The organism is Paenibacillus sp. cl123, assembly GCF_900101595.1.
In the GTDB taxonomy this organism is placed as follows: Bacteria; Bacillota; Bacilli; order Paenibacillales; family NBRC-103111; genus Paenibacillus_G.
The window spans coordinates 39179-58973 of the sequence record NZ_FMYY01000021.1 but is presented as its reverse complement, the minus strand read 5'-3'; the positions used below and the strand labels follow the sequence as shown (position 1 = coordinate 58973).

Here is a 19795-nt window from a genome sequence, read left to right as displayed (position 1 = left end):
GGCTAAGACGAGAAGGGGGACAATCCATGGAGCAGGCGACCAAGCTGCCGCGGCAAACGGATGCCGGTCCGAAGAAGGCCGGGCGGTCGTTTTACCATTACCGGCAAAGGCTGACGCAGCTCATCGATCTGGCGCCGACGCGGATGATCGAACATATGGCGCAGCTCATGCGGGAGCACGATGCGCCGGCAGAGCAGTATGAGCGATTGGGATTGACAGGCGGGGCGGGCTGAACGGGGCGCGTCCGCGATAAGCAAGAGGCCGTCCCGGAAGCCGGTTGTTCACTTGATGGGCCAGCTCGGTAAGGGGGCAATACCGGACGAGATGAAGATGCTTCCTGTCATCTCGCTCAGGGCCAATGCGTACCCGCTGCGCATCGGGGGCGGCTCGTCCGGCCAGGCACATTCCGGCCATGCAGGCGGCAGCACCCTGGTCCCATGCGCGATATGTCTCCTTAGCCATGTAAAAAAAGGGTAGTCCGGTGCGTCTGCATCCCGGACTACCCTCTTTTCGTCTAGCGGCGAACCCGCGCTCTAATTGATAAACCCGGCCTTCTGCAGCAACCGCCGCAATACGACCGTACCTTCCGCACGGGTAACGGTGCCCGCTGGTACGAATGCTCCCTCTTCCCGGCCTTGCAGCAGTCCGGTCGCCAGCGCTTGAGCCGCCGATTCCCGGGCCCACTCGGACAGACTGCCGCTGTCGGCAAAGCCCTCCAAGACAGCCGTAGACGAATGCTCCGGCATCGATGCTCCCGTCCACTTCAGAGCGCGCATCGCCAACACGCTCAATTGCTCGCGGGTGATCGCGTCATCCGGACGAAACTCGCCGTTCCGGAAGCCGTCGACAAGTCCCGCCTGTACGGCTGCCCCGACGGCAGACGCGTACCACGCATCGGCAGGGACGTCCGTGAACTCCGCAGCGGCAGCCGTAGGCTCCAGCCCGAGAGCCCTCGTCAACAGGGTCACAAATCCGGCCCGGGTCAGCTTCGATTCAGGCGAGAAGGAATCTTCGGAGGTTCCCTCTACAATCCCCTTGGATGCCAGCGCCTCCACATCCTGCCTGGACCAATGCCCGGCCAAGTCCGCGAACCGGACATCGGAGACAACGGCCGCATACATACCTCCGCTCCGATCGAGGATGGCCGCCTTCCAGCCCTCCCCGCGGGCTCCGCTTTCAAAACGGGCCGGTACGAAGAGGAGTCGGCCGGAATCCGCAACGGCCTTGACGACGGCTGTTGGGGCGGCATCTGTCGCTTGCCCCGGCAGCTTGAGCATCCGCTTCGCATAGCTGCCTAGCTTGGGCAGCAGCTGCGACCTTTCTCCCGACTTCACTTCAATCTGAAATGACACCGGGGTGCCCAACATCTTCATGCCTTGGCGGGCAGCCTGACCGCCCAACTCAGCGGCCTGTGCCTGTGAAGCCTGCTCGATGCGAAGCACCAGCTCAAAGTCGTCCTGCTGGGGCAGCATTCCCTTCAGCAAGCCGATAGGCAGCTCGTAGCTTCCCAGATGGGATTCCATAACCAGCAAGGCGCCGGAGGAGGCTTCTGCATCAGCAGCCTCGCGGATGACCGAGCCCGGCCAGACGACGGCAGCGGATGTCTCGCTGCCCGGCACTGCATAACGCAGATCCGGCCTGGCCTGCCCGGCCAAGGACGCCAGTTCCTTCTTCAGCGCATCGGCACGGACTGTGACCACCGTCATGCCGCGCCCGTCAGGTCCTGACTGCTGCGAAACTACGCTGCGCTCCATAGGGGGTGAAGCCTGTGGTCCGGAGCTGCCCGAGCCGCCGCCGGAATCGTTGCCGGATCCCGAATCCCCATCCGAGCCGGATCCCGAATCCGCGGCAAAGACTCGAACCTCGGCTGAGGCGCGATGGCCTTCATAGACCGCCTGAATGACGCTGGTTCCTTCCTTGAGCGCTGTCAGCTTCCCGGTCCGGTCCACCTGGACCACAGCCGGCTCTGAGGAGGTGTAACCGGCTTGGCCGGTCACATCCAGTACGGCACTCCCATATTCGGCCTTGGCGGATAGTTGCCCCTGCTCTCCCTTGCGCAGATCGAGACGGCCGGGTACAAGCTGAAGCGATCTGATGGCCTGTTCATCGCGAACAATGGTAAGCGTCTTCTCATTCGTCTTGTAGCCGTCCACTTTGACGATCAAGGTCACCGTATTCTGTCCCGGCTGCAGAGACAAATTCGCTTGAAAGCTGCCGTCCTGCGCTATGCCGGCCGCTGCGCCATTCACGGTCACCTCCGCATTGCCGGGACCGAGCACCTTCACGCTGCCGTCCAGGATCAGGCGATCCGCCCCGGTTCTCATCTGCTCGAACGGCAGGAAACCGCTGAGCGCCGCCGCCCGGACCTGATCCCCGACCTGGTAGGCGCCCGCTACCCACTGACGCTTCGTGCGTGTACCCGAAGGGTCCATCGCCGAGACGACAAAGCCTCCCTGAGGGATAACGCTGTTCGTTTCCTCCGGCTGGCCCCAGTTCCAGTTGATCGCCTGACTCCGGTTGGGGATACGGGTCACGCGGCCCGTGCTGTCCACGACCGCTTCGACACCGAACCGGCTGTTGCCGGTCGAATACCCGAACTCTTCGGTCAGTACGCCGATGTTCCCTGCGATGACGCTGGCATTGTAATAGCTGCCCTCCATGAACGAATCCGGCTGCCCCGGCAAGGAAATGCCGAGCTGGTAATCCTTCACATACTCCTGGTCCTTCAGTGCCGCTCCGGCTACCGGCCAGTTGACCTGAGATGCGTCGAACAGCATCAGGCCGTGAGTATGGGCCAGTCCGGCCTGGAATACCTCGCGCTGAAGCGCAGGCTCCTGCACATTCGTCATCGCGATGCCCGCGTACAGGGGCACCTCGCCATGCGTCACAATATTCCCCAGCGTCATGTAGTGCTGAATCTCCGGCGCCGTCTTCTGATAAGCGCCGATCATGATGAAGTCCAGATTATTGACATACCCGCTCTCGTAATAACCGGCGGAGTACATAGCCGAGTCCTTCCATTTCAAGTGCTCGTCATACCGGAAATTCGGACTGCCCCAATGAACCCCATTGAGGTAATACGTTTCGAACCAGGAGCCGTCATAAGCGGACACTTGTACCTTCTTGCCCTTCTTAGCCGTATACCGGTCCGCCAGCTCCCTCACCTCGGAGGTGAAGCTCTTGATAGTCTTCGACCGGAATTCCCACCAGTCGTTAACCAGCGGGCCGTCGACCCTGACATCGTTCACATAACGGAACACATCCGCCGGCCAGTTCACGAGCTGCTTGCCACGCGCTTCGAGGAACGCTTCGAACTTGGCTCGCGTCAGATCGCTGAAATCCGCCGTCTCATTGTCATAGCGCGCCCGGTCTAGTACGACCCCGTCCACGTCATAGTGCTGCAGCACCTCCTCGATCGTTTTCAGTTGAAAATCGCGAACCCCGTCATGGGAAGGGTTGACGAAGGCCACAGCCCCCTGCTTGCCGGATTCGCGCAGCCGCTTAATCTGGCCGTTATCGACGGCCGCATACACCCGCTCCTCCCAGTCCAGATGATCATTGAGCACCGCATATTCCTTGCTTGTGATCGAGCCCTCGGCGAATATATTGAACGCCGTATGAATATCGAGCCCTAGCTCCCGGCTGTACTTGACAAATTCATCGAGCAAGTCCAGATCAGGATTGGAGCCCGCTTTTTCCGGCGCCTGGATCATACTGACATACGGGCGCTGCGTCAGAGTGCTCTTCTTGTAAGATACGAAGCCCTCGACACCTTTCACATCGAGCACGACCGAGGTGACGCCATGCCCCTTGGCTGTCTGCAGAAACTGCCGCACATGCTCGCTTGTCTTGAACTTGCGGGCATTGGCCGCCTGGTCGACCCACAGGATGACCTTCTTGTCCGAAGTAAAGCCCGGACGGCTGAACACGACAATGCTCTTCACATCCTGCGCCTTGCCGCCGCGGGTCACGGCGAGATCCACGTAATTCACGCCTTCCGCCAGCGGGTGCTCCGTGCTGAAGCGTCCGTCCGCCCCGATCGGAACCGGGATGCCATTAACCGTCAGCACGATCGACGAGGCCGGTGTATAATTGCTGACCGAGCCGGACAGCAGGGTAGAGGCCTTCGTCTCCGTGTACATCGCATACTGGTCAACCGTCAGTCTAGCCGTAGGACCGTCTGCATTCATCAGCTCTCGGACCGGCACAATCAGACCGTTCTTGCGCAGCTTGATCGTATCGCCGATCTTGAAATTCACAGCCAGGTATTTCTTGAAGTTCTGGGTCCCATAGCTCGTATCCTGAGCAACCAGGATGTAACCTCCCGGAGGAATCGCGAGCTCCGTCGGTCCCGACCAGACCGGAGGCAGGCCGCCTATCGATGGGTTCACAACCTGCAGCACCTTATTCGCAGCGTCGACCTGGACCGCCACATTCAAGGCCGGGATCGTGATGGACGTGCCCCAATCGGTTGTAAATAACGCAAGGGTATTGTCGATGCCGCTGATATCGCGGTCGATGTACCCGATCTCGTGGCGGGGCCCCTCGATGTTGATCGTAATGTCGATCGGAGCAGCCTCCACCTCGATCAGGCCGGCTGGCGGCTGCGAAGGGTTATAAGTTACGGTAACCGTAGAGGCTGTAACGGCCGCCGCACCCTTGAAGAGCTGGATCGCGATAGCGTTCGTTCCGGCCAGTAATTGGACAATGCTTTGGAAGCTTCCATCCGCCTTTACCGGCGCCTCGGTTCCATTCACCGTCACCCGGATGCCTTGCCCGGCCGTATACCCGGTCACCTGCCCGGCTACGGAGAACGATGGAGAGGTCACCGTTGTTCCCGATGGGGTCAGCACCTGCAGACCGGGATCCGGGCTTAGAAAATCTTCCGCGTGCACAGTATCATTCCCCCTATGCAGGGAGGGAAGATCGCCTGTCTTGAAATGCTCGAATAACGGCTTCCGGTACACGGAAGTTCCCCAGGACGAGTCGTTGGCCAGCAGGACATAGCCGCCGTCCGGAATCGGCAGCTGCTGGCTCTCTTCCCAGCCCGTTCCCGTCACGGGGACCGTCGTCGGACCGATGACACGGATGACCCGATCGTGCTTGTCGACCGCGATGGCGACGTTCGTCTTCTTGACATACACCTCGTGCGAGTTGGAGCTGTTAGTCACCTGCGCACCGCTGGTGAACAAGGCGACATAGTTATTTTTTTGCGGAGCGGCATCGACATTGAAGTTGATCAGGTTCACCGGAAGCTGGAATTGTCCGTCAGATGACTGCACATAGACGGCCTCCGTCACCCCGGCCGCCGCGGCTGCTGAGAGCTGTGCGGCACCGTCCCCCTCTCCTCCGCCCGGCATCGAAGCTCCTGCCAGAGCTTGGGGAAATAAAGTAAACAGCATGATGACGATCAGCAGCGTGTTCCATCTGGACAGCAACATGTTTTTCATCAACGACTCCTTTCTTCATCGAAACTGGCCAAACCGGATGCGGCAGGCAGACCTAAGCCGCTCGGCCGCGGAGGGATGTCCTATAGCTTGTGAATTCTCGTTGTTCGGCGCAGCCCTCTGTCTGCCCTTTAGCCTGTGAAGCAGTTCTTTTCCCTTCGCCCAAGGCACCTCCTCTGCGCGGCAACGCCATAATTCGGAATCAGAGCTTGCTGATGCTTGATCCTCTATTCACAGTAACACAAGGCCCATATGGGCAATACTGGAAATCTATTACTATTTCTGGTACTCTTATTGCCATTACGCTTCTGAAAGAACGAAAGGGCGGCTTAATAAAGACTAAGGAGCCAAGTGTTTGTCAATGTCGAAGAATGAGCAAATTGAAAGTAAGAAACAGAGCATTGTGAATTTATTAGTCGCCACCTTCAAGTATGATAGGGATAGAAGTTCCGACAACACAAGGATTTGAGGGGGAATCAATCGTATGACAAGAAATACGAAGCTGGTTAGCGCCGTGCTTGCGGTAAGCCTGCTCGCGGGCTGCTCCGGTCAGGGCGGAGATCATCAGGCGACGGACGGGAAAACGAACGGCAGCTCAGGAGGGGACGGCCAGGTAACGCTCACGTTCTGGAGAAATTCCGGGAACGATACCGAAAACGCCGCTTATGACAAGCTTGTCGCTTCGTTTATGGAGAAAAATCCGGGCATCAAGGTGGAGATGACGCCGATTCCCTATTCGGATTATGACACGAAGCTGAGGGTGTCGATCTCCTCGGGCAGCCCGCCGGACATTATGGCGCTGGATGCTCCGACGCTCGGTTCGTACGCGCATGCGGGCGCGCTTAAGCCGCTTACCTCGTACTTTAAAGCCGATGGCAACATGGACGATATTCCGAAGTCTACGCTGGCTACGTATACGTACCAAAATGAAATTTATATGGCTCCCTTGACCGAGTCGTCCATTGCTTTGTTCTACAACAAGAAGCTGTTCGAAGCAAAAGGCATCCCGCTGCCGTCGAAAAACCCGGACGAGCCCTGGACATGGGAGCAAGTGCTGGACGCTGCGAAAAAAATCAATGATCCCGCCGGCGGCGTGTTCGGTATCGATCCGGCGCAGGGCTTCAATAATGCGGGGGCTACGGCTTATTTCAAGTATCCGATTATCTGGCAGTTCGGCGGCGAGCTGATGGATGCGGAGGGCAAAACCTCCAAGGGATATCTGGACTCGCCGGAGACGAAAAAAGCGCTGGAGTTTTTCGCCGATCTGTACAACAAGCACAGTGTGTCCGCCTTGGAGTACCCGCCCGATCCGTTCCCGAACGGCAAGCTGGGCATGACAGTGGACGGCTCCTGGTCGCTCGCTTATCTGGCGGAGAAATTCCCGAACTTCAAGCTGGGGGTCGATTATGATATTGCCCCTCTGCCCAAAGGCAGCAAGCAAGCTGTCGCAAACGGCAGCTGGGCGCTCGGCATTTCGGCGAAAAGCCAGCACGCGGATGCCGCCTGGAAATTCGTCAACTTCGTGACCAGCAAGGAAGGTCAGATCGCTTACAGCTCCATGACCAAGGACATTCCTTCGCGTTATTCGGCCGCCAAGGAATTCCCGGAGCTGAACGAATACCCGAAAAACGTATTTGTCGTGCAAAATCAGAAATACGGCCGGCCGCGGCCCATCACGCCGATCTTCCCGCAGATGTCGGAGGCGGTCAACAAGCTGTTCGAAGAGATCGTGATCGGCAAACGGAATGTGGATGCCTCGGTAGCCGAAGCGGTCAAGAAGATCGACAAGGCATACGCCGATATGGATAAGCAGAAGTAGGAAGCCAAGACGGACGAAGAGGCGGTTCATTCTGAATGAACGCCTCTTTCTGCTATACTGGGGGCATAGGCTCCGCAATCGGAGAGGGAACGCAGCAGGGGAGGATCGCCGATGTTTTTCTCGTTACGCAGCCGTCTGATGGCGGCTTTCTCCATCTTGATGATCATCCCGTTCGCAGCCATGGTCTATATGTTAAGCGAGAAATCCGCCCAGATCATCCAAGCGTCCATTGAATCCTCGGCGTCGCAGACGATTGACCAGTTCGCCTCCCACGTGAACACGCTGCTTACCCAAGTCGAGGATATCGGCAATCAGATGATGGGAAGCCGGGCGACGCAGGAATGGGCGGCAATTTTGCTGGGGGGCGAATCCTCCACTCAGGAGCGCCTTTTAGCCAAGCAAAGGGTGCGGGAGTCGTTCTCCTCGTATGCCGTGAACAATTCGAACGGCATTTCGCTAAGCGCGTTTACCGGCGAGGGCGGGGGGATATGGACGCAAGACCGCACTTATTTGAGCAGCGACTGGTACAAGGAATACAGCCGCGGCGGCAGACGCTGGACGACGGCGCATAAGGATGGCGATCAAGCGGACGATCTGCTTAGGTCCCGTTACGTAAACAGCCTGATCGTGCCCCTGGTGCATCTCCAATCGTTCCGCAATGTGGGGATCGTCAAAATCAATTATCCCGCTTCTCTGCTCCGCGGCGCAATCGATAAAATTCGCTTCGGCGAGACGGGAAGGGTTTATCTGATGACGCGCGAGGGCGAAAGCGTGCTTCGTCAGGAAGCCGCGATCGACAGCGGGCTTTTGTCTGACGGACTGACCATGGCCGTGAACGATTATGCGGGTCAAACCGGCGGCGTCTTCCCCGTCGAGCACCGGGGACAGACGTATACGGTTTTTTTTCGCAAGCTGGCCGGCCCGGATTGGATCGTGATCGGAGCGGTGCCGCAGGCCGAGCTGTATGCGAAGATCAAGCATACCCGGCAAACCTTCATCCTTATCAGCCTGCTGCTGCTTGCCGTAGCTCTGCTGGTCGCCTACCGGCTGTCCTACAGCGTAACCCGGCCGCTTAGCCGGATGGCCGGCGCCATGAAGCATATCAAGCGAGGGGAATTCGGCCCGGCTCTCGCACTGATGAAGGGACAGCAGGCCGGGAGCAGCGAGGTAGCATATGTGGCAGGCGTGTTCGAGCAGATGACGGACCGGCTGAAATATTTGATCGAGACGGAATACGAAACCAATCTGCGCCGGAAAAATGCCGAATACAAAGCGCTGCTGCTGCAGATCAATCCGCATTTCTATAACAATACCCTGGAGATCATCAGCGGTCTGGCGGCGACCAAGCGGGAGGAGCTCGTGATGGACACGACCGAGGCGCTCGGCAAGATGATGCGTTATTCCTTGAACTTGAACAGCGATCTTGTGCGGGTGAAGGAAGAGTTGGATTATATCCGCGACTATTTGTTCATCCTGCAGCTGCGGCATGGGGAGCGATTGAGCTTGACCGTGCATGAGGACGATCAGGCGAGGGAATATATGATGACGAAGTTCATTCTTCAGCCGCTCGTCGAGAATGCGGTGAAGTACAGCCTGGAGAAGGACGGCATAGCCAAGGTGTCCATCCGGGCGTCGGTCCGGCACGACCGGCTGCTGCTGGCGGTGAAGGACAACGGGACCGGCATGCCGCCGAATCTGACGCGGGAGCTGCTGGCCGAAGGCGAGACGGACGAGTTCATTCAGATTCTGAACAGCGGAGGGGACAGCATCGGACTGCGCAATGTGCTCTCCCGCTGCAGGTTGAAATACGGGAGCGAATTCGGGCTTCGCATCCAGTCCACGCCGGGATTGGGTACGGAGATTGTCTTACTGCTTCCGCTCATAAGGGGCTGATTCCAGCATGTATACGATTATGTTAGTTGACGATGAGATCGGAGTCCGCAACAGCATCAAAGCCAAGATCGATTGGGAGGCGGCCGGTTACCGGATCATCTCGGAGGCGGAGAATGGGCTGGAGGCGCTGAGGCTGCTGCAGGAGCAGCCGCTCCCCGATCTCCTCATATCCGATATCCGGATGCCGCAGATGGACGGACTGGCCCTCATTGAAGCCTGCAAGGAGAGCTGCCCGGAGCTGAAAATCATCGTGCTGTCCGGCTACTCCGACTTCGAATATATGAAGACCGCCATCCGGTACGGCGTAAAGGACTACTTGCTGAAGCCGGTCGTCCGGGGCGAGCTGACAGCCTTGCTGGCCCGGCTCTCCAAGGAGCTGGAGGAAGACCGGGCCAAAACCCGTCAGGATCGGCTGGACCAGCTGCAAAGCAGCAAGCAGCTCGTTACGCTGCAGGAGCAGCTGATCTGGCAGCTGGTGAAGGATGAGTGGCTGAGCCTGTCGGCGGTCAAGGAGAGATTGCGCGGCTTGCAGCTGTCCGCGCTGGCGGCAGACGAGGTGCACGCCCGATTTGCCGCCATCGAGATGAGAATACCGCGCGGACGGCTCGACGATTGGAGCGAACGCAAGGACTTGCTGGTGCTGGCCTTCGGCATGGTATGCCGGGAAATCGCCGAGCAGTGGACGGAGGTGATCCCGCTCTACGATTTTCATTATCCGTCGATGATGTATTTTCTTATTCTGCGAGAGAAGGACGGGGCGGAGGAAGAGATCGCCGCGGCTTTGGTCCGTCAGCTTCAGCACAGCATTCATCACTATCTGCGGGTGGAGACGGTCGTCGGGATCGGCGAGCCGGTGTACGGAATCGAGCGGCTGAAGGATGCCTATGCCTCCTGTATGCTCTCCTGGAGCCAAGGGAGCGCAGGCGCGGGTCCCGGTGAGCGCAAGCCGGGTGCGGGGCAGGAATTTACGCTGACGACCGAAACAGAGCGGAAGCTGATCCTTTCGATCGAAAGCCTGGACAAGAAGGCCGTGTACAAGCTGCTTCAGGACATTTTGCCGGCGGGGCCGGACACGACAATGTTTGCCTTTACCTTCCTGACCTTCCGGGTTATTCTGCTGTTCAGTTCCGTTGCCCGGAAGTTCGAGCTGGGAGATTCCGCCCTGCAGAGGCATTTGTGGAGCTGTCAGATGTCGCTCAGAGATTCCCATTCCAAGGAACAGGTGCTGAGGCAGCTGGAGGAGTTGGCCGAGCTGGTGATGGAGGAGGTCCGGAAAACCCGCTTCTCCAACGGGCAGCAGCTGGTTGAAGCGATCCGGAAATATGTCGATGACAATTTTTCGTACGAGCTGTCCTTGGCTTCTCTCGCCGATATGTTTCATCTGAACGAAACTTATTTATCCGGTTTGTTCAAGCAGGCGGCCGGAATGACGTTCAGCGATTACGTAACCAAGCTGCGGATGGACAAGGCGCTGGCGCTGATCAAGGAAAATCAGCTCAAGCTGACGGACATCGCGACGCTTGTCGGATATTCCAGCTCCAGCTACTTCAGCACCGTGTTCAAGAAATATTATGGCGCCAGCCCCAAGGAATACCGGGTTGAGGCGCTGGGCTTAAGATAACAGGCCCAAAACCGTCCGACTGCCGCTGCTGGCTCCGGGCGGTTTTTGGTTTTTAAAGCCCAGAGCCGGGAAGGAGAGGTGCAGTTGCCGTCAGGCGCTTTTCTTAACCCAGCAAATCTAAACAAAAGAACAGATGATATTGAAATGAATTCAAGGGCGGATTCGATACAATTAGGGCAACAAAATGAAAAGAGGAGCAGCAGATGAAAAGAAACGGAGGAAAAGGGGCATGGGCGGGAGCTCTTCTCATGCTTGGCATGCTGACTTCAGCCTGTACGGGAGAGGATGGAGGCAAGGCGGCGGATCGGCAAGGTCCGGAAAATCCGGAAAGTCCGGCGTTTGCGTACAACACCGATCCGTTGTATTACACGGAGCTGTACAGGCCCCAGTATCATCTGTCCCCGCCGACCGGGAATTTGAGCGATCCGAACGGAATGGTGTATTTCGAAGGCGAATACCACCAATTCTATCAGAACAGCGGACAATGGGGGCATGCGGTGAGCACGGATCTGCTCCACTGGGAGCATCTGCCGGTCGCGCTGGCCCGGGACCCGCTTGGGGAGATCTGGTCGGGCAGCGCCGTGGTGGATTGGAAGGATACGAGCGGTTTCTTCGGCGGCAAGGCTGGACTGGTAGCCATATTCACGCATTTCAAGAGCGGACAGCAATCCCAGAGCATCGCTTACAGCAAGGATAAGGGACGGACCTGGACCAAATACGAGGGCAATCCCGTCATCCCGAACCCCGGACTGAAGGACTTCCGGGACCCGAAGGTGATTTGGCATGAGCCGACCCGTTCGTGGGTGATGGTCGTCTCCGTAGACCGGAGCATTCAGTTCTATACATCTCAAGATCTCAAGTCCTGGAAGCTGGAGAGTGAATTCGGCGCAGGGCACGGCTCTCATGCGGCCGTCTGGGAATGTCCGGATCTCTTCGAGCTTCCTGTAGAGGGAACCAATCTCAAGAAATGGGTGCTGGCCGTTTCCATCGGGAGCAACCCGGCTACGAAAGGCTCGACCGCTCAATATTTTGTCGGCTCGTTCGATGGGAAGACGTTCCAAAATGAGAATGCCCCGACGGAAGTTTTATGGGCCGATTACGGCAAGGATTTTTATGCAGCCGTATCGTATTCGGACATTCCCGCGAAGGACGGGCGCAGAATTTGGACGGGCTGGATGTCCAACTGGCGTTACCCGTTCGCGATGCCGACGGAGCCGTGGAAAGGCAATCTTTCCATACCGCGGGAGCTGAGGCTGCGGGATATTCCGGGAACAGGGCTGCGCCTTGTGCAGCATCCGGTCAAGGAGCTGGAGAAGCTGCGCGGCGAAGCCGTAAAGCTGTCCCGTCAGCAGCTGGCCCCTGGTGTTAATCCGCTGCAGGGCTTGAAGGGAACCTCCTACGAGCTGGAGACGGAGTTCACCGTCAGCCCTGGCTCCCGGCTGGAGCTGAAGGTCCGGAAGGGCGCCGATGAGGAGACGGTTATCAGGTATGATGCAGCGGCGGAGAAGCTTGCGGTGGACCGGAGAAGGTCAGGGGCCGCTGCGTTTGAGGCAGGTTTTGCCGAAGTGATGGAAGCTCCGCTGAAGCTGAGGGAGGAGAAGGTCAAGCTTCGCTTATTTGTGGATGAGTCGACGCTGGAGGTGTTTGCCAATGACGGGGAAGCGGTGATTTCATCGCTGATCTTCCCCGGCAGGCTCAGCCACGGACTGGAGCTGACGGCCGCGCAGGGCGGCGTAACGCTGGAGGAGGCCCGCTTTTACCCGCTGCAGACGGTGTGGCGGGACGAAAAAGCCGGCGGGCTCGAGCCGTTGCGGATTGTGTTCGATCAGAGCGCTATCGATGTGCCGGTCGGCCAAACCCGCAAGCTGGCTGCCGCCGTCCTGCCGCTGACCGCGTCTCAGGAAGTGAAGTGGGAATCCAGCGACCCGGCGGTCGCCATGGTGACTGCGGAAGGCGGGACTTCGATCCATGCCAAAGCTGATGCCAAGGCAGAAGTCACCGGGCTGAAGGCCGGGGAAGCGGAGATCAGGGCCGTCACCGGAGACGGCAAGGTGGCAGCCGTTCTGAACGTATTTGTTTTCGAAGCAAAATAAGAACAGGGGGCATGACCCGATGGCCATACAAACTGCAATGCCCGCGGCCAAGGAGAAGCGGGCTGTGAGAAGCTATCACAGACACGAGCAGACAACGGCGCTGTGGTTTATTTTGCCGGCGCTGCTGCTGCTGCTCGTCTTCGTGTTCTACCCGATGCTGCAGGCGTTCGTCATTTCCTTTCAGAATTATTCGCTCGTCGGCTCCAGGCAGTCTTTCGCCGGGCTTGATAATTATATCGCCTTATGGGACGATACCGCCTTTCATAACAGCTTGAAACATTCCTTTTATTTTGCCATTGTCGTTATTCCGATTCAGACCGCGATTTCCCTAGGGCTTGCCATGCTGATCCAGAAGCCGGCGCGGATGACGGGCTTGTTCCGGACCGCGTATTTTATTCCGGTGATCATTTCTACCGGGGTAGCCGCTACCGTATTCAAACTGATCTATAACAAGGAGTTCGGGCTGCTGAATGCGGTGCTGAAAATATTCGGGCTGCCTGTGACCAGTTTTTTGTCCAACCCGGAGACGGCGATGAATGGGGTCATCCTGCTCGGGATCTGGAAGGCGGCGGGATTTTTCATGATCATCTTTCTGGCCGGTCTCAATAACATCCCCGGCGATCTGTATGAAGCGGCCAGGGTAGACGGAGCGTCGCGCCTGCAGCAATTTGCCCGGATCACGCTGCCTCTGTTGAAGCGGACGACGGCCTTCGTCGTCATCATCACCACGATCGATGCGATCAAGCTCTCCGGTCTGGTATTTGTGCTGACCAATGGCGGACCTAACGGCTCGACGGAAACCGTCGTGTTTTATATTTACAAAACCGCCTTTCAACAGATGCAGATGGGATATGCGACAGCCGCAGCCTTCGTTTTGTTTGCCATCGTGCTGATCATTTCCCTGATCCAAATGAGAATTTTCAAGGAAGACGCCGACAGGTAGAAAGGAGCAGGCCCCTTATGAAACATACACTGACAGCTGTTAAATATGTGCTGATGGCGGCAATTGCGATTATTTCCATCATCCCGATTGTCTGGATGGTCTTCGGCTCGCTGCGCCCGTATCAGGAGCTGTTCAAGTACTCGGCTACGCTGAATATCCATATGCTGATCCCGGTCGAATTTACGCTGAACAATTATGTGAATGTCATCTTCAGCGCCCGCAATCCGTTTCTGCGGTATATCGGCAATACGCTGTTGGTGGCGTCTGTTGTCACAGCGGGCGTGCTCGTCATTAATTCGATGGCGGCTTTTGCGTTCGCCAAGCTTCGCTTCCCCTGGAAGCCGGTGCTGTTTGCCCTGTTCATGTCGGCGATGATCATTCCTGGCGAGGTTACGCTGGTGCCCAACTATTTGCTGATGCACAAGCTGGGCTGGCTTAACTCCTACAAGGCGCTGATCGTTCCTTCGATGCTGTCCGTCTTCGGCATTTTTATGCTGAGGCAGTTTTTTGCCGAAATTCCGTATGAAATCATCGAAGCCGCCCGGATCGACGGAGCTTCGCTGCCGCGGACTTTCCTGAATATTGTGCTGCCGGCCGCCGTTCCGGCGCTTATTACCTTGGGCATCATGACCTTCCTCGGCAATTGGGACGCTTATCTGTGGCCGCTGATCGTCATCAATGATCAAAAAATGCAAATGATCCAAGTCGCCATCTCGTCGTTCTCTTCCACGGAAGGAACGGACTGGTCCAAGATTTTGGCCGCGAATACGATCTCGACCGTGCCGATCCTGCTGCTGTTCCTGTTTCTGCAGCGGTATTATATCCAGGGGATTACGATGTCGGGCATTAAGGGGTAACCGATCCGGCATGCTATACCGATCCATCACATATGCAGAGGAGAATTATTGTGGCCTATGAATTAGTTGCGCTTGGCGAATGCCTGATTGATTTTACGCCTTACGGGGTTTCGGAAGCCGGTCAGCCGCTTTATGAGCGGAATCCGGGCGGCGCGCCCGTGAATGTTGCCGCCGCGGTCGCCAAGCTGGGCAGAAGGTCGGCGTTTGTGGGCAAGGTCGGCAGCGACCCGTTCGGGCTTTATCTGAAGGAGATGCTGCAAGCTCATGGCGTTTCGCCAGAAGGGCTGCTGCTCACGGAAGAAGCGCATACGACGATGGCTTTCGTCCATTTGGACGAGCATGGCGACCGGTCGTTTCATTTCAGCCGGCAGCCGGGGGCGGATCAGCTGCTGCGAGCCGATGAGGTGAAGGAGTCGGTGCTGGAGGGCGCAGCGCTGTTTCATTTCGGATCGATTTCCATGACGGCGGAGCCGGCCTGCGGAGCTGTGCTCCATGCGGTCCGGAAAGCGAAGGAGGCGGGAGCGTTGATCTCGTACGACCCCAATTGGCGTCCTTCCTTATGGAGAGATCGCCGGCAGGCGAAGGAAACGATTTTGACAGGGCTTGCCTGGGCCGATATTGTGAAGGTATCCGAGGAGGAGCTTGTTTTTCTGATGGAGGACGAGAACCTGGAAGCCGCCTCCGCCCGGCTGCTGCAGCAATATCCCGTGTCTCTGCTGCTCGTAACGGCAGGTGCGGCGGGCGCTTACTATCGGACGGAGCAGTATTGGGGCAAGACGGACAGCTTTCCGGTAGCGGCAGTCGATACGACGGGAGCGGGGGACGGCTTTTTGGGCGCGCTGCTGTACCGGGTGCTGGAGAGCGGGAAGCCCTTGAAGCAGTGGAGCGAGACAGAGCTGAACGAGGCGGTTGTTTTTGCGAATGCGGCAGGCGCCTGGGCCACCACACGCAAGGGCGCCATCCCGGCGTTGGCGGGATTGGAGGACATCGACAGGCTGCTGTCGGAGGTCGCCGGGAAAAAGCAGAGTACCGGGAATAGCAGAGTAAAGGAGAATTGACGATGAATGTAAACGATCGGGTCCAAGACCACCGGGAGCCTTCCTCCACGCACAGGAACAGGGTAGAGGAAGCCAACCGGGCGCTGGCCGAGCTGGCCGGGGCTATACCGGGGGACGGTTATCGGCTGCATTATCATCTCATGCCCCCTGCGGGCTGGATGAATGATCCCAACGGACTGGTTCATTTCCAAGGCGAATATCATGTGTTCTACCAGCATTATCCTTACATGCCGAAGCACGGGCCTATGTATTGGGGGCATGCGAAAAGCCGGGATCTCGTTCATTGGGAGCATCTTCCCATCGCTCTCGCTCCGTCCGAGGCTTATGATCTCGGCCAGGAGGGAGGCTACGGCTGCTGGTCGGGCAGCGCGGTCGATGACGAAGGCGTGCTGACGCTGATCTACACGGGACATGTCGACGGCCGTTCGCCCGAAGAAGCGCAGTGCATCGCCACCAGTACGGATGGCGTCCATTTCGAAAAATGGGAGCATAACCCGGCGATCTCCGGTCCGCCGGCAGCCGGAGGGTTCGGATTCCGCGACCCGAAGGTGTGGAAGCATGACGGCGTCTGGTATATGATCGTCGGACACGGGATGGACGGTCAGGGACAAGCGCTGCTGTACGCTTCCGCAGACCTGCGGCAATGGACATATAAGGGAATCGCGGCGGACAGCGACGGCACGATGGGCAATATGTGGGAGTGCCCGGATTTGTTTCCGCTGGGAACGGAGAGCGTCGGGAAAGCCGGGGACGGGCATGTCTTGATTATGTCTCCCATGAATATGGGAGCGACGAAGACGATGTATTTGACCGGAAACATGGACTATAAAGCGGGCAAGTTCAGGTATGAATATGCCGAACGATTGGATTACGGCTTCGATTTCTATGCGCCGCAAACATTCCTGGACGATCAGGGCAGACGCATTCTGATCGGCTGGATGAATATATGGGGAGCCTCGATGCCGGAGCAGGCAGAGGGCTGGATGGGAGCTTTCACGCTTCCTCGCGAGCTGAAGCTGAATGACGACGGCCGCTTGCGGATGGTGCCGGTTGCCGAGCTGAAGGCACTGCGCGGCTCGCATGCCGGGCTGCAGGAACGGTACGTGGCCGCCGGGAGCCTGGTGGACATTCCCGAGCTGGCGGGAGATGCGCTGGAGCTGATCGCCGTATTCGACGCGGGGGACTTGAGCGCAGCTGCGGAGTTCGGCATTCAAGTCCGCTGCTCCGCGGACGGCCGGGAATTCACAGAGATCGTCTACCACACGGCGGAGCGGAAGCTTCGGGTAGACCGCAGCCGCTCGGGACAAGGGGACGGCGGAGTCAGCGAGGCGGAATTGGAGCTGCTGGAGGACGGGCGGCTCAAGCTGCATCTGTTTGTAGATCGTTCATCCGTCGAGCTGTTCGCTAATGACGGCCTGAAAACGATGACCAACCGGATCTATCCGCAGCTGGAGTCCCTGGGCGTTAAAATATTTGCCAGAAACGCGAATGTCCGGCTGCAAAGTCTGGACGGCTGGCTGCTCCGTTCGGTCACTGCGTAGCCCGGAGGAAGAGACCGGCTCATAACCCTAATAAACGGACGCTCCCCTTGCGGCAGACAGTTGAGTTATTACTAGCTGTCACTGCGAGGAGGAGCGTTTTGCCGTGATTGAAGGCGGACCCGCCTCCTGAGCTTGCCTCCTCAGCTCCGAGGGAGGGAGACCGAAATAGGTAGAGAATTGCTTCGAGAAATAATGAATGGACGAGTAGCCGAGCTCCTCGGCGATCGACGTGATCGAGCGGTCGCTTTCCTGGATGGTCGCATAGGCGCGCTGCATTTTGATGCGGAAAAAGCATTCCTTGGGCGTGAGGCCGGTCATTTTCTTGAACATGCTGTAAAATTGCGATTTCTTGAGCTGGCACAGCTCCAGCCACTGCTCGTAAGGCGGGTTCATGCCGGGATATTGCTCCATCAGATCGATAATTTTCTGAATCCGGTAGTCCGGGATGTTGTCGGAGATGCTCAGATTAACGAGCTGCAAAATCCAGCTGTACAGCAGGCTGCCGACGATCTCGCTTTTGTATTGAATGCCGAGCCGGTTCAGCCGCACGACCTGGATGAAGGTCTGGATCAGCTCCGGGTAGCGGGAGAGCCGGGTAACCCCCGTCAACTGATCGAGCTCCCTGCCCGGGCGGCTCAGCGTCATAAGCTCGGCTTCATAATCGTGAGGCGGATCGAAGTAAAGATGCTGGACCGTCTCCAGCTTTACGAAAAAATCGCAATACATATCATAAGAAGAGATCGGCTGCTCCTCGGACATATGAAAGGAATGCTCGATTCCGGGCGGAATAAACGCCAGTGTGCCTTTTTTTAACGGATAGCTTCGTCCCCCGATCAGCAAGGAGCCGGCTCCTTTGTCGATCAGGTGAAAGGCATAGCAGTAGCCGAACCGATTTTTCTCCCGGCGCCTGCCGGCGTAGGCATGGTAATGCGCTGCCCGGATGGAGGGCTGGATTGAAAGGACGGATGACTCCTCGTTCATCGGTTAACCACCTTTGGCTTGCTAGCATGGATGCTTGCGCGTTGCGCTGTCTGTTATCAGGGTAAACGTCATCCACTTTTCTGTCAATTCCGCAGAAATAGGCACGGCATTTCATCGGCCGTCTGGCGTTGGGCCGGACGGTTTTTGTGCGCGTAGCAGAACGTATACTATCATAAAACAAGGTCCAGGGGGAGCCTCCACGGATGTCTGCACGATGGATTCAGGGAATCGGAAAGGAGAGGGGCCGGCAGAAGCAGGGGATATGCAGCCTTGTGTAGAGTAAGCGGAAGGGCGCTGGAGATCCGGAGCTGCCGCTGCAGTTTTCGTGCGAAGCATGCGGGCGAGACATGTATCCTGCGTTTGACCCGAGGCTTCATGGTAGCAAATACCGAATGGAAGACCGGATTAACCAGAAAGAGAGGTCGAAGAAAGCACGAGGTTGAACAAAGGGAATGGATGTGGGATGGAAAAGCGATAGCGGCCGTCTTTGAAGTCATGTCTCTACCTCTAAAAATAAATTCAAACCGGACATGACTTCAAGAAAGGTTGGAATCCCATATCCATTCCTCCCCACGCGCCAAAAGCGGATCATCCGCCGTCAACTCCCGCCATCCCCGGCCAGCTTGCCAGCCATACCGGATCAATATTATGATGAGGGCACGATCCGAATCTGCTTCAGGCAACGAAAGGATTGAATTTCGGGATGGATTACGAATTCTTCGTCGGCTTTACCCCTCGAATAATCGATGTTGTGCAGCGGGACCGTCAATTTTGGGAGCCTATAGACTATGTGCTGCTAAGGGAGCGGACGGGTCTGCATACCCTGACTTATGTGGTGGAAGGGGAGGGCATGCTGGAGCTGGCCGGTCAGCTTAGCTTGCTGGAGGCGGGACGCTTGTTCCAGATTTGGCCGAATCAATATATGCGCATAACGACAACGGCCGAGCGTCCGGTTCGCTTCATCTCGATACAATTCAGATACGGGCTGGTACGCTGGGAAGGGGACCGCATGGAAAGCCGGGAGACGGTCCATCCTCTGCCGCTGCCCGAACAGCTCGTGCTGCAGGAATCGTCCGGTATCGCGGAGCTGTTTGCAAGAGCATTCCGACATTGGACAGAGAAAAGCGGCGATTATGAGTGGCTGGTCAAGCTGGAGCTGCTGCAGGCGATACAGCTGATCAACCGGTCCGTGCAGTTTTCCATGGAAAAAATTCCGCATCATGATACCATACAAAAATCCATCGATTATATGAAAACTCACTTTCAAAGCCCTATTTCCAGGGAAATGATTGCCAGCCATGTCTCCTTGTCTCCCGGTTATTTCTCGGTTTCTTTCAAGAAAAATACAGGGCTCAGTCCCATCCAATATTTAACGAAATTGAGGCTGGACCATGCCAAATATTTGTTGAGAAGCAGCCGGATTCCGATTAAGCGGGTCGCTGAGGAAAGCGGGTTCGAGGACTCGTTTTATTTCTCCAGGCTATTCTTCCGAGAAACCGGGATGACGCCAAGAGACTACCGAAACTCTTGATATTCAGATGA

The 19795-nt window shown here is 57.4% G+C and carries 12 protein-coding genes; 10 read left to right on the top strand and 2 right to left on the bottom strand.

What is annotated here, in order from left to right; all coding sequences use genetic code 11:
- Positions 1-26: 26 nt before the first annotated feature.
- On the top strand, positions 27-233 hold the full coding sequence (locus tag BLR08_RS24295) for a hypothetical protein (RefSeq protein WP_072336355.1): 207 nt from the start codon (positions 27-29) through the stop codon (positions 231-233).
- Positions 234-533: 300 nt separating this feature from the next.
- Here the strand turns inward: BLR08_RS24295 and BLR08_RS24285 are convergent, their stop codons facing one another.
- Positions 534-5450 carry an S-layer homology domain-containing protein gene (locus tag BLR08_RS24285; RefSeq protein WP_072336361.1) on the bottom strand — a complete coding sequence of 1639 codons (4917 nt, stop codon included), beginning with the start codon at positions 5448-5450 and terminating at the stop codon, positions 534-536.
- Between the two features lie 481 nt (positions 5451-5931).
- Here BLR08_RS24285 and BLR08_RS24280 point away from each other — a divergent pair, with 481 nt between their 5' ends.
- The 8 genes from BLR08_RS24280 to BLR08_RS24245 all read left to right on the top strand — a co-directional run bounded on the left by BLR08_RS24280 (position 5932) and on the right by BLR08_RS24245 (position 17272).
- Positions 5932-7266, top strand: coding sequence for an ABC transporter substrate-binding protein (locus BLR08_RS24280; protein ID WP_072336364.1), 1335 nt, complete (start codon positions 5932-5934; stop codon positions 7264-7266).
- Positions 7267-7377: 111 nt separating this feature from the next.
- Entirely contained in the window at positions 7378-9159 is a 1782-nt protein-coding gene (locus BLR08_RS24275) for a cache domain-containing sensor histidine kinase (RefSeq protein WP_072336367.1), read from the top strand.
- A gap of 7 nt (positions 9160-9166) precedes the next feature.
- A complete protein-coding gene (locus BLR08_RS24270) occupies positions 9167-10780 on the top strand; it encodes a response regulator (RefSeq protein WP_072336370.1) in 1614 nt (537 codons plus the stop codon).
- 203 nt (positions 10781-10983) lie between these two features.
- On the top strand, positions 10984-12873 hold the full coding sequence (locus BLR08_RS24265; RefSeq protein WP_072336373.1) for a GH32 C-terminal domain-containing protein: 1890 nt from the start codon (positions 10984-10986) through the stop codon (positions 12871-12873).
- A 19-nt stretch (positions 12874-12892) separates the two neighbouring features.
- Positions 12893-13816 carry a carbohydrate ABC transporter permease gene (locus BLR08_RS24260; protein ID WP_072336376.1) on the top strand — a complete coding sequence of 308 codons (924 nt, stop codon included), beginning with the start codon at positions 12893-12895 and terminating at the stop codon, positions 13814-13816.
- 17 nt (positions 13817-13833) lie between these two features.
- On the top strand, positions 13834-14673 hold the full coding sequence (locus tag BLR08_RS24255; RefSeq protein ID WP_072336379.1) for a carbohydrate ABC transporter permease: 840 nt from the start codon (positions 13834-13836) through the stop codon (positions 14671-14673).
- 50 nt (positions 14674-14723) lie between these two features.
- Positions 14724-15731: a carbohydrate kinase family protein gene (locus BLR08_RS24250; RefSeq protein WP_256257765.1), complete on the top strand. Its 1008-nt coding sequence runs from the start codon at positions 14724-14726 to the stop codon at positions 15729-15731.
- A 2-nt stretch (positions 15732-15733) separates the two neighbouring features.
- Positions 15734-17272 carry a glycoside hydrolase family 32 protein gene (locus tag BLR08_RS24245; protein ID WP_072336383.1) on the top strand — a complete coding sequence of 513 codons (1539 nt, stop codon included), beginning with the start codon at positions 15734-15736 and terminating at the stop codon, positions 17270-17272.
- Between the two features lie 78 nt (positions 17273-17350).
- On the opposite strand, the gene BLR08_RS24240 is transcribed toward BLR08_RS24245, so the two are convergent.
- Positions 17351-18253 (bottom strand): AraC family transcriptional regulator, encoded by a 903-nt coding sequence (locus tag BLR08_RS24240; protein ID WP_072336386.1) that lies wholly within the window; start codon positions 18251-18253, stop codon positions 17351-17353.
- 703 nt (positions 18254-18956) lie between these two features.
- Here BLR08_RS24240 and BLR08_RS24235 point away from each other — a divergent pair.
- Positions 18957-19784 carry a helix-turn-helix domain-containing protein gene (locus tag BLR08_RS24235; RefSeq protein WP_072336388.1) on the top strand — a complete coding sequence of 276 codons (828 nt, stop codon included), beginning with the start codon at positions 18957-18959 and terminating at the stop codon, positions 19782-19784.
- Positions 19785-19795: the final 11 nt, after the last annotated feature.

Excerpts from the sequence above, each read along its gene's own strand:
- BLR08_RS24295 (WP_072336355.1), top strand. The coding sequence starts at position 27 with ATGGAGCAGGCGACCAAGCTGCCGCGGCAAACGGATGCCGGTCCGAAG.
- BLR08_RS24285 (WP_072336361.1), bottom strand. The coding sequence starts at position 5,450 with ATGAAAAACATGTTGCTGTCCAGATGGAACACGCTGCTGATCGTCATC.
- BLR08_RS24280 (WP_072336364.1), top strand. The coding sequence starts at position 5,932 with ATGACAAGAAATACGAAGCTGGTTAGCGCCGTGCTTGCGGTAAGCCTG.
- BLR08_RS24275 (WP_072336367.1), top strand. The coding sequence starts at position 7,378 with ATGTTTTTCTCGTTACGCAGCCGTCTGATGGCGGCTTTCTCCATCTTG.
- BLR08_RS24270 (WP_072336370.1), top strand. The coding sequence starts at position 9,167 with ATGTATACGATTATGTTAGTTGACGATGAGATCGGAGTCCGCAACAGC.
- BLR08_RS24265 (WP_072336373.1), top strand. The coding sequence starts at position 10,984 with ATGAAAAGAAACGGAGGAAAAGGGGCATGGGCGGGAGCTCTTCTCATG.
- BLR08_RS24260 (WP_072336376.1), top strand. The coding sequence starts at position 12,893 with ATGGCCATACAAACTGCAATGCCCGCGGCCAAGGAGAAGCGGGCTGTG.
- BLR08_RS24255 (WP_072336379.1), top strand. The coding sequence starts at position 13,834 with ATGAAACATACACTGACAGCTGTTAAATATGTGCTGATGGCGGCAATT.
- BLR08_RS24245 (WP_072336383.1), top strand. The coding sequence starts at position 15,734 with ATGAATGTAAACGATCGGGTCCAAGACCACCGGGAGCCTTCCTCCACG.
- BLR08_RS24240 (WP_072336386.1), bottom strand. The coding sequence starts at position 18,253 with ATGAACGAGGAGTCATCCGTCCTTTCAATCCAGCCCTCCATCCGGGCA.
- BLR08_RS24235 (WP_072336388.1), top strand. The coding sequence starts at position 18,957 with ATGGATTACGAATTCTTCGTCGGCTTTACCCCTCGAATAATCGATGTT.